The organism is Lawsonibacter asaccharolyticus (assembly GCF_022453915.1).
Lineage (GTDB): Bacteria > Bacillota > Clostridia > Oscillospirales > Oscillospiraceae > Lawsonibacter > Lawsonibacter asaccharolyticus.
The window spans coordinates 196,858-211,452 of the sequence record NZ_CP091870.1 but is presented as its reverse complement, the minus strand read 5'-3'; the positions used below and the strand labels follow the sequence as shown (position 1 = coordinate 211,452).

Annotated in this window: 12 protein-coding genes; all 12 read left to right on the top strand. The window is 65.2% G+C overall.

What is annotated here, in order from left to right:
- Positions 1–84: 84 nt before the first annotated feature.
- The 12 genes from L9O85_RS00975 (at position 85) to L9O85_RS00920 (ending at position 14,583) form a co-directional block, all read left to right on the top strand.
- Entirely contained in the window at positions 85–1,419 is a 1,335-nt protein-coding gene (locus tag L9O85_RS00975) for a cation:proton antiporter (protein WP_082203483.1), read from the top strand.
- A 161-nt stretch (positions 1,420–1,580) separates the two neighbouring features.
- On the top strand, positions 1,581–3,332 hold the full coding sequence (locus L9O85_RS00970) for an FtsW/RodA/SpoVE family cell cycle protein (protein WP_256182992.1): 1,752 nt from the start codon (positions 1,581–1,583) through the stop codon (positions 3,330–3,332).
- Complete coding sequence (locus L9O85_RS00965) at positions 3,329–4,693, top strand: penicillin-binding transpeptidase domain-containing protein (protein ID WP_277102639.1); 1,365 nt, start codon at positions 3,329–3,331, stop codon at positions 4,691–4,693. Before L9O85_RS00970 ends, L9O85_RS00965 begins: the two co-directional genes overlap by 4 nt.
- A 129-nt stretch (positions 4,694–4,822) precedes the next feature.
- Complete coding sequence (locus L9O85_RS00960; protein ID WP_050622978.1) at positions 4,823–5,755, top strand: sugar-binding transcriptional regulator; 933 nt, start codon at positions 4,823–4,825, stop codon at positions 5,753–5,755.
- Positions 5,756–5,971: 216 nt separating this feature from the next.
- Positions 5,972–6,580 (top strand): DAK2 domain-containing protein, encoded by a 609-nt coding sequence (locus tag L9O85_RS00955; RefSeq protein ID WP_050622979.1) that lies wholly within the window; start codon positions 5,972–5,974, stop codon positions 6,578–6,580.
- A gap of 39 nt (positions 6,581–6,619) precedes the next feature.
- Positions 6,620–7,618, top strand: a complete 999-nt coding sequence (locus L9O85_RS00950; RefSeq protein ID WP_050622980.1) for a dihydroxyacetone kinase subunit DhaK — start codon at positions 6,620–6,622, stop codon at positions 7,616–7,618.
- 3 nt (positions 7,619–7,621) lie between these two features.
- Positions 7,622–8,503 carry a 3-hydroxy-5-phosphonooxypentane-2,4-dione thiolase gene (gene lsrF / locus L9O85_RS00945; protein ID WP_301579229.1) on the top strand — a complete coding sequence of 294 codons (882 nt, stop codon included), beginning with the start codon at positions 7,622–7,624 and terminating at the stop codon, positions 8,501–8,503.
- A gap of 16 nt (positions 8,504–8,519) precedes the next feature.
- The gene (locus L9O85_RS00940) at positions 8,520–8,843 is read left to right on the top strand and encodes a hypothetical protein (protein WP_050622981.1); all 324 of its coding nucleotides are present in this window, start codon (positions 8,520–8,522) and stop codon (positions 8,841–8,843) included.
- Positions 8,844–9,172: 329 nt separating this feature from the next.
- Positions 9,173–10,132 carry an AAA family ATPase gene (locus tag L9O85_RS00935; protein ID WP_301579227.1) on the top strand — a complete coding sequence of 320 codons (960 nt, stop codon included), beginning with the start codon at positions 9,173–9,175 and terminating at the stop codon, positions 10,130–10,132.
- The gene (locus L9O85_RS00930) at positions 10,122–11,402 is read left to right on the top strand and encodes a DUF58 domain-containing protein (RefSeq protein WP_301579225.1); all 1,281 of its coding nucleotides are present in this window, start codon (positions 10,122–10,124) and stop codon (positions 11,400–11,402) included. Before L9O85_RS00935 ends, L9O85_RS00930 begins: the two co-directional genes overlap by 11 nt.
- Entirely contained in the window at positions 11,399–12,700 is a 1,302-nt protein-coding gene (locus L9O85_RS00925) for a DUF4129 domain-containing protein (protein ID WP_301579223.1), read from the top strand. The genes L9O85_RS00930 and L9O85_RS00925 overlap by 4 nt, the downstream gene beginning before the upstream one ends.
- A 281-nt stretch (positions 12,701–12,981) precedes the next feature.
- Entirely contained in the window at positions 12,982–14,583 is a 1,602-nt protein-coding gene (locus L9O85_RS00920; RefSeq protein ID WP_050622985.1) for an ABC-F family ATP-binding cassette domain-containing protein, read from the top strand.
- Positions 14,584–14,595 lie beyond the last annotated feature (12 nt).

The window sequence follows — 14,595 nt, the reverse complement described above, 5'->3', positions numbered from 1 at the left end:
GATGTCTTCTCTTAATTCCCCATAGGGCGTCCGCCGCAGCCGCCACAGTTACGCATCATTTCGTCTGCAAGAAGGTAATCTGCCATGGAATCATATCATTTTATTTTTGATGTGGCCCTGATCCTGCTGGTCACAAAGTGCTTTGCCATGCTTACCAAACGGGTGGATATGCCCCAGGTGGTAGGCTCTCTGCTGGCCGGCCTGCTGCTGGGGCCCAGCATCCTCAACCTGGTCCAGCCCAGTGACTTCCTCGCTATGCTCTCCGAGCTGGGCGTGGTGGTGCTCATGTTCGGCGCCGGACTCCAGACCGACATCCAGGAGCTGAAAAAATCCGGCAAAGCCGCCTTTTTCATCGCCCTGATCGGCGTGCTGGTCCCCCTGGCGGGCGGCTATGTCCTGGCTGAGGTCTTCAACCACGGGGGTTCCTTCCTGGAGAACATGTTCGTGGGCACCGTATTCACCGCCACCTCCGTCTCCATCAGTGTAGAGACCCTGAAGGAGATGGGCAAGCTGTCCACCCGTTCCGGCAACGCCATCTTGGGTGCCGCCCTGATCGATGATATTCTGGGGCTGATCCTGCTGACCCTGATCACCAGTGCCTCTGACAGCAGCATCAGCCTTGGCATCGTGATGATCAAGATCGTGGCTTTCTTTGTTGTCACCGGCGTAGCTGGCTACTTCCTCCACGGGCTGATCCAGCGGTGGATGAACTCTGCCTCCTGGAACCGGAAGCGCTTCGCCGTCATCTCCCTGGCTTTCTGCTTCTTCTATGCCTATGTGGCGGAGGAGGTCTTCGGCGTGGCGGATATCATCGGCGCCTTCTTCGCCGGCCTGATGATCGCCAACACCACCCGGGCCGTCTATGTCAACTCCCAGTGTGAGACCCTCTCCTACATGCTCCTCTCCCCCGTCTTTTTTGCCAGCGTGGGCCTGAAAGTCACCCTCTCCTCCATGGATGGGACCGTCATCCTGCTCACCGTCATCGCCATCGCGCTGGCCATCGTCACCAAGGTCATCGGCTGCGGCCTGGGGGCCAAGCTGTTCGGCTACACCAACGCCGAGTCCCTGCGCATCGGTGTTGGCATGGTATCCCGGGGCGAGGTAGCCCTGATCGTTACCAACAAGGGGATCGCCACTGGAATGATGAACCCCATCTTCCTGGCCCCCATGGTCATCATGGTGGCTGCCACCACCATCGTCACCCCCATCATGCTCCGCGCCGTCTACCCAAAGAAGAAGGCCGAAGAGGATTACAGCGACCTGGTACAGAGCGACTTGGTGGACAACTACGAGGAGGTCAGCGACTTCGATTTGGCCGCCCAGACCATGCTGGACATGCACAACCAGCTCCAGGGCAAGGGCCGGGACGGCCGCTCCAAGGGCAGTGGGAAGCCTCCCCGCACCCCTGAGCAGGGCTGACCGTATCTCATTTTCAACAGCGGGCCTCCGGAATCGTTCCGGAGGCCCGCTGTTTCTCCTTTAACTCCCGCTTGCTTTCTCCAGTCCCTGTGATACAATATCACCGATCTCTTGTCTTGCAGTCCCCTGCCGGTCTGCCGTCCCCGAAAGGAGGGGTCCCCTTGTCTGAATCGATCTCCGCCTTCCAGGCCTTTCCCCAACTCCTGGGCACCTGGCTGACAGAGCACGCCCAAGCCGTCTGGTGGTACACCGCCCTGGTCCGCTTCCTCTTCCCCATCCTCGCCCTGCTGGTGCTGGTGCGGGCCATCCGCGGCCTGCTGCGGGTCCCCCACACCCCGGAGCAGTGGGGACAGCTCAGCCTGCCCGGCGGCGGCTCCCTCCCCATCGACCACTGGGAAAATATCCTGGGCCGCTCCTCCTCCGCAGATATCCGCCTCAATTTTTCCACCGTCTCCCGCCAGCACGCCGCCCTTCTCCGGGACGAGTCCGGTTCCTGGTGGGTCACGGACCTGGGCTCTAAGGGCGGCACCCAGGTCAACGGCGTCCAGGTCTCCCAGCGCACCCCCATCCGGGTGGGGGACACCCTCACCGTGGGGGGCGTGGACCTGCTCTTCCTCCCCCTGTCCCGGGAGGAGGGGGAACAGCTCTCCCGCCGGCGGCAGGAGGAGGCCCCTCTGCCCATGTGGCCCTCCCTGCTGTGGCTGACTTTGTTCCAGCTGCTGGCTGCCCTCCAGCTGGCCGTCAGTGCGGGGGCGTCGGTCTCCCCCAGCCTGTTTCTCCTCTTCCCCGGCCTCCCCACCGTCATGTGGACCTACTATCTGGCTTTGCGCCGCTGCGGCGCCCGGGGGTTCGAGATGGAGACCATCGCCTTCTTTCTCTCCACCCTCTCCCTGGCCGTCACCGCCTCCTCCGCCCCCGGCTCTGTGCTGAAGCAGTTCATCGCCATCCTGCTGGGGCTGACCGCCCTTGTGGTGCTGGGGGTGTGGCTGCGGGACACCAGCCGCACCCAGCGGCTGCGCTGGCTGATGGCTGCGGCTGCCATCGCCCTGCTGTCCGTCACCTTGGTGCTGGGACAGACCCGCTTTGGGGCGGCCAACTGGATCATCCTGGGCCCCCTCTCCTTTCAGCCCTCTGAGGTGGCCAAGATCTTCTACATCTTTGCCGGCTCCGCCACTCTGGAGCGGCTGTTCCACAGGCGCAACCTGGGGCTGTTCATGGTGCTCACCGGGGTATGTCTGCTCTGTCTGGCGCTGATGAGCGACTTCGGCACCGCCCTCATCTTCTTCGCCACCTTCCTGGTGATCGCCTACCTCCGCTCCGGCGACTTCGCCACCCTGTCCCTGATCTGCGGCGGGGCCCTGTTTGCCGGCCTGCTGGTCCTCAACTTCAAGCCCTACATCTTCCGCCGCTTCGCCTCCTGGGGCCACGCCTGGGAGTTCGCCTCCACCACCGGCTATCAGCAGACCCGGGCCATGTCGGCCGCTGCCTCCGGCGGCCTGGTGGGGGTGGGGGCCGGAGAGGGCTGGCTGCACACCGTGCCGGCGGCGGACACCGACCTTGTATTCGGCATGCTGTGCGAGGAGTGGGGCCTGCTCATCGCCCTGCTGGCGGTGGTCTCTATCGTCACCCTGGCCCTCTTTGCCGCCCGGGCCTGCCGGGTGGGCCGCTCCGCTTTCTATACCATCGCCGCCTGCGCCGCGGGCTCACTCATGGTGGTGCAGACCGCCCTGAACATCTTCGGGGCCATGGACCTGCTCCCCCTCACCGGCGTCACCCTCCCCTTTGTCTCCAACGGCGGCTCCGCCATGCTGGCCTCCTGGGGCCTGCTGGCCTTCCTGAAGGCCTCTGACACCCGGGAAAAGTCCAGCTTTGCCATCCGCTCTCCCGCCGGAAAGGAGGTACCTGTCCCGTGAAAAAGATCGAACGCCGGGCCGTGCTCTGCCTGGTGCTGGCCGGCCTGCTGCTGGCCGGCCTGGCCCTCTTCCTCTTCCGCTTCTTCTCCGACGGGGGGCACTGGGCCTCCTCCCCCTTCAACCGCCACCTGTACAACAGCGCCGGACAGCTCATCAGCGGCACCCTGCTGGACCGGGACGGTGAAGTGCTCTCTGCCGTGGACCAGTCGGGCAGCCGCACCTATCCCGATGGGGAGACCCGCCGCAAGTCCATCCTTCACGTGGTAGGCGACCCCTACGGCAGCATCGGCACCGGGGCCCTCACCGCTTTTGCCGACCGCCTCACCGGCTTTGACCTGCTCAACGGCGCCTTCGGGGCCCAGCGGGGCAATCAGGTATACCTCACCATCGATGCGGACCTGAATGAGACCGCCTACCGGGCCCTCAACGGCCGGAAGGGCACAGTGGCCGTCTACAACTACCAGACGGGGGAGATCCTGTGCCTGGTGTCCTCCCCCTCCTTCGATCCCCGGAACATCCCCTCCGGCTTGGAGACCGATCCCAGCTATGATGGTGTCTATCTCAACCGCTTTCTCTCCTCCACCTTCCCGCCCGGCTCCATCTTCAAGACGGTGACCCTGGCGGCAGCGCTGGAGGAGCTGCCCGGCCTGGAGGAGCGCACATGGGTCTGTGAGGGCTCGGCCCAGATCGGGGACGGGACGGTCACCTGCACCGCCGCCCACGGGGAGCAGGACATCCGAGAGGCCCTGGCCAACTCCTGCAATGTGGTGTTCGGCCAGCTGGCGGTGGAGCTGGGCGGCTCCACCCTGGAGCGCTATGCCGGGAAGGCGGGCCTGACCAGCCGCTACTCTGTCAACGGCATCCCCACTGCCGCCGGCAGCTTTTCCCTCACCGGAATTTCGGACAACGACCTGGCCTGGGCAGGCGTGGGCCAGTACCACGACGCGGTGAACCCCTGCTCCATGCTGGTCTACATGGGGGCCATCGCCAATGGTGGAAGGGCCGCCGTCCCCTGCCTGCTCCTTCAGGTGGACACGCCGGGCCTGCCCGATCTGCCCCAGTTCACCCGCCGCACCGGCCGCCTCATTGCCCGGGACACCGCCGAGACCCTGGCCGACATGATGGCCTACAACGTCACCGCCGCCTACGGGACCAGCCGCTTTCCCAATATGGACCTGTGCGCCAAGTCGGGGACAGCGGAGGTGGGGGGCGGCCAGGCCCCCCACGCCTGGTTCACCGGATTCCTCCGGGATGAGGACCACCCCTACGCCTTTCTCGTGCTGGTGGAGAACGGCGGGAGCGGCTCCTCCGCGGCCGGAGATGTGGCCTCCCGGGTGCTCAACGCTCTGGTGTCCCCCTGATTTCCCCCGTCCGGCAGAGGCCCTTCCCTGCCGGGCGGATTTTCTTCCCCCTTCCCGTTGCATTTGTTATGCCGATATGGTACAGTTGACTTATGTAACAGCCGCGGTGTAGAAAGGCAGGTGAGCGGCTTGGCGCCCAGCAAGGAAAAGCTCCTCCGTCTGGCCCATGTGGCCCGGCGCTACTATCTGGAGGACTGGAAGCAGATCGACATTGCCCGGGAACTGGGGGTGTCCCGTCCCCTGGTGAGCCGGATGCTGGGGGAGGCCCGGGAGCTGGGCGTGGTGCAGATCACCGTCTACGAACCAGGGGAAGAGAGCGCTGTCCTGCTGGACCGGCTGCGGCTGTCCACCTCCCTCCAGGGAGGCGTGCTGGTGGAGGACGGCCGGGACGACGACGCCACCAATCAGCTGCTCTCCCAGGGGGCCGTGGACCTGCTGCGGCAGATCGGCGCCCGCCGCCTGGGGGTAGGCTGGGGCCACCTGATCGGCCAGCTGGTGACCTGGCTGGAGGAAAATCCCCAGCCCAGCAGCACCGTCACTGATATCTTCCCCCTGGTGGGAAATGCCAGCATCCCTGCCCGCAACTACCAGTCCAACGAAAACGTCCGCCTCATGGCCCAGCAGCTGGGCGCCGCCCCCCACTTCCTCTATCTCCCCGCCCTGCCGGAGAGCCTGGAGGAGAAGCAGCTGCTGTGCTCCACCGAGGTCTACCGCCAGATCCAGGACCAGTGGGTTCAGATGGACACCGCCCTGGTCAACATCGGCAACTACCCCTCCAGCCCCGACTTTGCCTCCCTGGTCCGGTACGGCAGCCTGCTCCAGCAGCAGCACACCTGTGGACGGCTGCTGGTCTACTACTTCAACGAGGCAGGCACGGTGATCCAGTCGGATCAGGACTTCGCCATCCAGATCCCTCTGGAGCTGCTGAAGCAGTGCCCTCATATCGTGGGCGTCTGCTCCGCCAACACCAGTGAGAAAGCCCTGCGGGGCGCCCTGCGGTCCGGGATCTTCACCCACATCGCAGCCCGGGCGGAGCTGGTCAAGTCCCTGCTGGGCCAATAAGTAACATATGTAACTCCCTGCGGAGGATCGTCCCTCCACAGGGAGTTCTATTTTTGTCTGTTTTGCATAAATTTCAATATATCATTACGTAAATGACAGAGAAAAAAAGATCTATCTATTGATTTTTGTTACCTTTTATAGTAGTATCTACGCACAGAAGTAACACAGCCCAGCAGGAGCTTTCCTAAGTTTTGTCCAGGAGGGAGGTGACACCATATGACCAAGCAGGAATTTGCATCCCGGCTTCAGAACGCCTGTGCGGCAGTGACCGCCGCAGAGCAGGAGCTGACGGAGATCGACTCCCGGTTCGGCGACGCCGACCACGGCCTGACCATGAGCAAGATAGCCAAAGCCATCTCCGCCGCAGCAGGGGAGTCAGAGGGCGGCATCCAAGCCATGCTGGACGATGCGGCCATGGCTGTCATGGTCCTGAACGGCGGCAGTGCCGTCCCCCTGTGGAACACCTGGCTGGATGGTCTCCAGGAGGAGGCCCCCGAGGGGAATGAGATCGATACGGCGGGCATCCAGGCCATCTTCGCCAAAGCGCTGAAGGCCCTCAGCGACATGTCCGGCGCCAAGGTGGGGGACAAGACCATGATGGACGCCCTGATCCCCGCCAGTCAGGCCATCGCTGCCTACTCCGGCAGCGATGAGGCCGGGCTGTTCGACGCCGCCGCCCAGGCCGCGCTCCAGGGGGCCGAGGCCAGCAAGCAGTTCGTCTCCAAGTTCGGCCGTGCCAAGAGCTACGGCGAGCAGACCATCGGGACCCCGGATGCCGGGGCCGCCTCCATGGCCTATTTCTTCCAGGGGCTGGCACGGCCCTGAGCGCATCTCCATTGATTTTGAACGGGAGGTACTCCATATATGAAAATGAAGAAGTTTATCAACTCCCCCGAGACCATCACCGACGAGGAGCTGGTGGGTCTTGGCCTGGCCTACCCCGACATTCTGGAGGTGGACGGCCATCTAGTCATCAGCAAGGACCTGGCCGACGCAGACCGGGTGACCATCGTCACCTACGGCGGCTCCGGCCACGAGCCCGCCCAGGCGGGTTTTGTGGGCAAGGGAATGCTGGACGTGCAGGCGGTGGGCGATATCTTCGCCGCCCCCAACGGCAAGCTGGTCTTTGACGCCATGAAGCTGGCCGACAAGGGCCACGGCGTTCTGCTGCTCACTCTGAACTACGCCGGCGACCAGCTGGCGGGCAAGCAGGCCATCAAGCTGGCCCAGAAGGCTGGGCTGAACTTCCGCCAGGTGGTCACCGGCGAGGAGATCCAGTACGACCCCAGCGGGGAGGACAACAAGCGGGGCCTGGCCGGTGCGGTGGCCCTGTATCACATTGCGGCCGCCGCCGCCCGGGAGGGCAAGAGCCTGGACGAGGTGGCCGAGATCGCCCAGCGGTACGCCGACAGCATGGCCTCTGTCACCGTCAAGTCCACCGACGCCACCCACCCCCAGAACGGCATGTCTTTCGGCGACCTGGGTGAGACCGACCTGATGGAGATCGGTGCCGGCCAGCACGGCGAGGGCGGCGGCGTCCGGGTGCCCATGATGTCCTCCAAGGATACCGTGGCCACTGTGGCCGAGGCCCTGTCCAAGAAGCTGGAGCTGAAGGCGGGCGACAAGGCCTTCGTGATGATCAACGGCTGCGGCGCCACCACCATGATGGAGATGCTGGTGCTGTTCAAGGACACCGTGGAGTTCCTGAAAGCCAAGGGCGTGGAAGTGGTGGCCAGCATGGTGGGAGAGATCCTCACCGTACAGGAGGCCGCCGGCTTCCAGATGAACATCGCCAAGTGGGACGACGAGTTCATCCGCCTGTGGAACACCCCCTGCCACACCCCTGCGTACAGCAAGGAGTAAGACATGGCTGACAACATCGGAAACAAGGCCGCCCACGACTATCACCTGGACATCGCCCCGGTCCAGGAGGGCTTCTATGTGAAGGGGGCCGCCCACTGCGACTGGGGCATGAAAAACCGTCTGTCCCGCCTCTTTGATCCCAAGTCGGGCAACACGGTGATGCTGGCCTTTGACCACGGCTACATCATGGGCCCCACTGCCGGGCTGGAGCGCATCGACGTGGTGATCCCTCCCCTGATCCCCTATGTGAACGTGCTCATGGGCACCAAGGGCATCCTCCGCTCCTGCATTTCCCCCGCCGCCCCGGTGGCCAAGTGCGTCCGGGTGACCTATGACACCACCGTCCTCTTCGATGAGATGTCCAACGGCGGCGGCTTCGCCTGCGACATCGAGAACGCGGTCCGGATGAACGCGGACTGTATGGCCGTCCAGACCTTCATCGGCGCCCCCGGCGAGTCCCGCTCCCTGGAGCTGCTGTGCCGCACCGCCGATGCCGGCGCCCGGTACGGTATCCCCACTCTGGGTGTAGTGGCGGTGGGCAAACAGATGGAGCGCACCGAAAAGTTCTTCCAGCTGGCCACCCGTGTGCTGGCGGAGAACGGGGCCAACGTGGTCAAGAGCTATTACTGCGACGGCTTCGAGCGGGTGGCCGCCGCCTGCCCGGTGCCCATCGTCATCGCCGGCGGCAAGAAGCTGCCTGAGCTGGAGGCCCTGGAGATGGCCTACCGGGCCATCGCGGAGGGGGCCCGCGGGGTGGACATGGGCCGGAACATCTTCCAGTCCGACTGCCCCGCCGGCATGGCCCAGGCCATCGGCAAGGTGGTCCACGGGGGCTACACCGCCCAGCAGGCCTTTGAGGTCTACCAGGAAATCAAAAACGCTTGATCAGGAGGGAACTTTCATGTCCGCTGAGTATATGCACATTGGTATCCCCATCACCAACAAGAAGCCCGGCATGACCTACAACGAGGGGGCCAAGTTCTGGGTGAGCAACGTGGACGACTACGACTACAAGATCGAGTATCTGAAATTTGAGGAGGGCACCCCCTTCCCCGAGGTGCTTCACCGCTGCCCCCACGTGGCCTACAAGGTGGACAGCCTGGAGAAGTACATTGCCGACGCGGACAGCGTCATCTGCGGCCCCATGCAGGCCAACGACCAGGGCGATCAGCTGGCCTTCGTGTGGAAGGACGGGGCCATCCTGGAGCTGTATCAGCCCAAGTAGAACCATACTCTCACCCACACGCCAAGAGCGGGGCGCTCCCGAAGGAGCGCCCCGCTCTGCTGTCTGCCCCTCCGGGGAACTTCGCCAGCCGTCCCCGTCCGGCTTGCTGAGGATGGCTCCCGCCCCCTGACAGGGCAGATATTTCAGAAAGCGGCGCACCGCCATGCGGGCGCTCTTCCGGCTCCGGAAGGCCCGGGCACTGTCCGCCCAGCCTTTCGGGGCGGGGTCGGGCACTTCTTTACAAATTGGGGATAGAATTCCCAAAAAATCGTGGTAAAATGGAGCTTATCTGTAAAACCGGCGAGAGCCGGCACAAGGAGGAGCTCCCTATGGATATCGCTCAGCTGGCAGACCGCCTGACTGCGGAAACCGCCAAGATCATCTACGGCAAGGAGACGCAGATCCGCCTGATCGTCATGGCACTGCTCTCCCAGGGCCACGTGCTTCTGGAGGACCTGCCCGGCGTAGGCAAGACCACCCTGATCAAGACCCTGGCCGCCGTGTCCGGCTGCCGATCCAAGCGCATCCAGTTCGTCCCCGACCTGCTGCCCGCCGACATCCTGGGCATGAACATCTATGACCGGAACCGGGGGGAGTTCCGCCGCCTGCCCGGCCCCGTGTTCACCAATCTGCTGCTGGCCGACGAGATCAACCGGGCGGTCCCCCGCACTCAGTCCGCCCTGCTGGAGGCCATGGAAGAGCGGCAGGTCACCATCGACGGCGAGGCCCTTCCCCTCCCCACCCCCTTTGTGGTGATGGCCACCCAGAACCCGGTAGAGTCGGAGAGCACCTTCCGCCTCCCCGTCGCCCAGATGGACCGCTTTCTCATCCGCCTCTCCATGGGCTACCCCGCCCCTGAGGAGGAGCGGCGGATGCTCTTCTCCCTGGGAGACAGCATCCCGCTGGACGGTCTGGAGACTGTCACCTCCCCGGAGGAGCTGGTGGCCGCCCAGGACTCCCTCTCCCAGATCCGGGTATCCCCGGAGGTGGCCGGCTACTTGGTTTCCTTGGTGGGGGCCACCCGCAGCCACCCCATGGTCCGGATGGGGGCCAGCCCCCGGGCCTCCCGGGCCCTGTTCCGGGCCGCCCGGGCCTGGGCCGCCATGGCGGGCCGCTCCTTCGTTACCCCGGACGACATCCAGGCCCTGATCCACCCCGTGCTGGCCCACCGGCTGCTGCTCACCAACGAGGCCCGGCTCTCCGGTGTCACCGCTGACGGGGTGCTGGACCAGATCGCCGCCCAGCTCCCCGTCCCCCCGGCGGCGGGAGATGAGTTCCATGGAGCGTAAGGCCCTGTTCGGCCGGGGCTCCAGCCTGCTGATCTCCTCCCCCGCCCTGGTGCTGTTCGGGGCCGGGGTCCTGCTGGCCCTGCGCCTGGGCAGCGGCGGGGTGGCGGGGGTATGCCTGTTCTTCCTCCTGCTGGGGCTGGCCGCCCGGTGGTGGGGGAGCAGAGCCATACGCGGCGTCTCCATCCAGGTGGAGTGCCCCCGCCCCCGGCTCTTTCCCGGGCAGCAGACCCAGCTCATCTACCATCTGGAGAACGGGAAGGCTCTGCCGCTGATCTGGCTGGAGCTGTCCCAAAACGCCCCGGAGGAGGGGTGCCTCACCCCGGACGATGCCTTTGAGTCCTATCTGCAGCCCGCCCCGGATCAGGAAGGGGGGGCCCCGGTCCCCGCCCTGCGCCAGTCCTTCTCCTTTGTGGGGAGCTGGCAGACCATCCAGGTTGAGAGCACCTGGACTGCCCAGCGGCGGGGACTGTACCGGGTCCACCGACTGGTGGCCCGCTCCGGGGACGGCTTCGGGCTGGTCCAGGGGGAACAGCCCCTCCCCGCCGGGCAGATCCCGGCCATCGCCGTCTATCCCCGGCCGGTGGAGGTGGACCTCTCCCTCTTTCTCCGCCCCCAGTGGGACTGCGCCGCCGGCCGTCAGGGGTGGATGGAGGACAACACCGTGCTCCGGGGCTGCCGGGAGTACCAGCCCGGAGACAGCTGGAAGCATATCAACTGGCGCATGGCCGCCCGGGAGCAGGGCACGCCGGTGAACCTGTACCAGACCATCCAGCCCAGAGGGCTGCGCTTTCTGCTGGATGGGGAGTCCTTCTGCGGTCTCTCCCAGGACTGGAGGGAGCTGGAGGGGGCCCTGGAGGTACTGGCCTCCGTCCTTTCCGGCCTGTCTGGCGCAGGGGTGGACTGCTCCCTCTCCCTCCCCCACTCCCGCCTCTTCGGTCCCATGACCGTCTCCTCCGGGGAGGGCGGCGGGGACGACCTGCTCTTCTATCTGGCGGGCTACCGCTGCCTGGCCCAGCGGGTCCCAGAGGAGAGTCGCTCCCCCCAGGGGCCGGCCTTTCTCCCCTCCCGCTTCGCCGCCGACGCGGCCCCCCAGTCCGGCACCGCCTATCTGATCACCTGCTCCGGCAGCCGCCTCCCCGCCGCCCTGATGGAGCGGCTGGACCCAGGGCAGCTGTGGGTGCTGTGCGCCCAGGACTGGGAGGTCCCCGCCCGGGCCGGGTTCCGGTCCCTCTCCTTGGACTCCCTGCGGAAAGGGGGGAGCCACCCGTGAACCAGAGCCGTTCCTGCCTTGTCGATTTGGCCGGCCTGCTGTCCAATGTGACTGCCCTGCACACCCTGTTCTCCATCTTCGCCTTCCGTCAGACCGGCCGGTCTGATCCGGCCGGCCTGCTCATCTGGTGCGTCTGCCTCTCCCTGACCTGTGGGGGTCTGGCCCTGTTTCTCCGGCGCCCCCGGACCCAGCGCTCCATCCTGCTTCTGGCGCTGGCCGCTCTGGCCCTCCAGGGGGCCGTCGTCTGGCTGTGGGGGGTGCGCTATCCCTCCCTGCTGTCCTGGCTGTGCCTGCTTGCCATGTGGGGCTTCTCCTACTTCCGCTGCTATGAGCTGCTGATCCGCCCCACGCCCGCGGAGCAGCTGATGGTCTCCTTCGAGACCGCCTCCCTGGTCCTGCTGGCCGCCGCCCTGTGCACCGCCGCCGGGGTCCTCCCTCTGGACACAGCCCTGGCCCCCGCCGCCGGCACTCTGCTGGCCCTGGCAGCCCTGGCCGGACAGAGAGCCTCCAACAGCCGTCCCGGCGGACAGACCGCCGGCTCCCTCCGGGGGCGTCTGCTCCTTCTCCTTCTGCTGGCCGCCCTGGGCGGGGGCACAGCCCTGTGCGTGCTGCTGTTCACCGGCACCGCCGCCCAGGCCCTCACCGCCCTCACCGGCTGGCTGCGTGAGCTGGCCTCTGGGGCGCTGGCCCTTCTGGACCGGTTCTTCCGCTGGCTCTTCTCCCTCTTCCCTGCCCCGGAGACCGGCTCCCTAAACCTGCCCGATCCCATCTCCGCCGCAGGCGGCCCGGCCGGCGAGGCCGTCCAGAGCAGCGATGCGGTCCTCTATGTGCTGGCCGGCCTGGTCCTGCTGGCCGGCGTCGGCGCGATCCTTTGGGCCCTCCGCCGGGGCGGAAGCCGCACCCGGTCCCACCCTCCGGTCCGCAGGGGCCGCGTCGTGGACCGCCGCAGCCCACGGGACACCCTGGCAATGCTGTGGTCCCGGCTGGCGGACCGCGTCCGCTTCCAGCTCACCTACCTGGCCCGGCGGAATACCCCCGCCGGCGTGCTGGTGTGGCTGGACCGCCGCCTGAAGCGCCGCCGCAGGGGCCGCCGGCCGGGGGAGACCTGCCGCGCCTTCCTGGACCGGGCGGCGGCGGAGCTGCCCGGCTGTGCCCAAGAGCTGGGGGAGCTGGCCCGCTGTCTGGACCAGCTCTACTTCGGCGGCGGAGCCCCCGCCTTCTCCCCAGCCCGAGCCTCAGAGCTCCGCCGAGCCCTGCGCCTGGCCTCCCGTCCGCCGGAGAGGCCCGCACGGCACTGACTCCCCCTCCGCGCCCCGAGATCTCCCAGTGGAGAGTCCTGGGGCGCTTTTTCTCCCTTTCCGCTGTCCTGTTGGTCAAAAAAACAGCTGTAAACGAAAAAATGCCCCCAATTTTCCGGAAAATACTCTATCCTTTTCCTCCTGTTTGTGATAAGATAGTAACCTCAGTGTGCAGAGGACCGCACGGCGTTTCGGGGCGGGCAGACCGCGGGCGTGCCGCCCTTTGTGCACTGAGCGGACGCAAACTGTTTTTACCATGGAGTGTAAGGAGCGAGACGACTATGATCACCGTCACCGATCTGGGGCTGCAGTACGGCGGACAGCCCCTGTTTTCTCACGTGGACCTGCAATTCACCCGGGGCAACTGCTACGGCATCATCGGCGCCAACGGGGCTGGCAAGTCCACCTTTTTGAAGATCCTGTCCGGGGACCTGGAATCCACCAGCGGCACCGTGTCCATCCTGCCCAACGTGCGCATGTCGGTACTGAAGCAGGACCAGAACGCCTATGATGCCTACAACGTCATGGACACCGTCATCATGGGCAACCAGCGCCTGTATGAGGTGGGCAGGGAGAAAGAGGCCATCTACGCCAAGGAGGAGATGACCGACGAGGACGGAATGCGGGCCTGTGAGCTGGAGGAGGAGTACGCCGAACTGGGCGGCTGGGAGGCGGAGAGTGACGCCAGCCGCATTCTCCAGGGGCTGGGCATCGGCACGGAGTATCACACCAGCGACATGGCCACCCTGGATGCCCGTCTGAAGGTGAAAGTGCTGCTGGCCCAGGCCCTGTTCGGCAATCCGGACATTCTGATGATGGACGAGCCCACCAACAACCTGGACATCGACGCCATCAACTGGCTGGAGGACTTCCTGCTGGACTTTGAGGGCACCGTCATCGTGGTCAGCCACGACCGCCATTTCCTCAATACCATCTGCACCCACATCGTGGATATCGACTACAACAAGATCAAGATGTACGTGGGCAATTACGACTTCTGGTATGAGTCCTCTCAGCTGGTGCAGCAGCTCATCAAGAATCAGAACAAGAAGAACGAGGAGAAGATCAAGGAGCTCCAGGACTTCATCTCCCGTTTCTCCGCCAACAAGTCCAAGAGCAAGCAGGCCACTGCCCGGCGCAAGCTGCTGGACAAGCTCACCGTGGAGGAGATGCCTGCCTCCTCCCGCCGCTACCCCTGGGTGGGCTTTTCCCCCGACCGGGAGGTGGGCAAGGACATCCTCTTTGTCACCGATGTATCCAAGACCATCGACGGGGTGAAGGTGCTGGACAAGGTCTCCTTCATTGTGGAGCACGGGGACAAGATCGCCTTTGTGGGCGACAATGAGAACGCTCACACCGCCCTGTTCAAGATCCTCGCCGGCGAGATGGAGCCCGACGAGGGCACTGTGAAGTGGGGGCAGACCGCCACCTTCTCCTACTTCCCCAAGGACAACACCGAATATTTCAAGGACTGCGACGACAATCTGGTACAGTGGCTGCGCCAGTTCTCCCCTGATCCCCAGGAGCAGTATCTCCGTGGCTTCCTGGGCCGGATGCTCTTCTCCGGCGACGAGGTGTATAAGCCCGTGAAGGTCCTCTCCGGCGGTGAGAAGGTGCGGTGCATGCTCTCCCGGATGATGCTGTCCGGGGCCAACGTGCTCATGCTGGACCAGCCCACCAACCACCTGGATCTGGAGTCCATCGCCGCCCTGAACAACGGCCTGGAGGCGGTCAAGTGCAATGTGCTGGTCTCCTCCCACGATCACCAGCTCATCCAGACGGTGTGCAACCGGGTCTTCGACTTCACTGAGGACGGCAGGCTCATCGACCGGAAGCTGACCTATGACGAGTATTTGGAGCGGCAGAAGGAGCAGCAGGGCTGAGCGCCGCCTGCC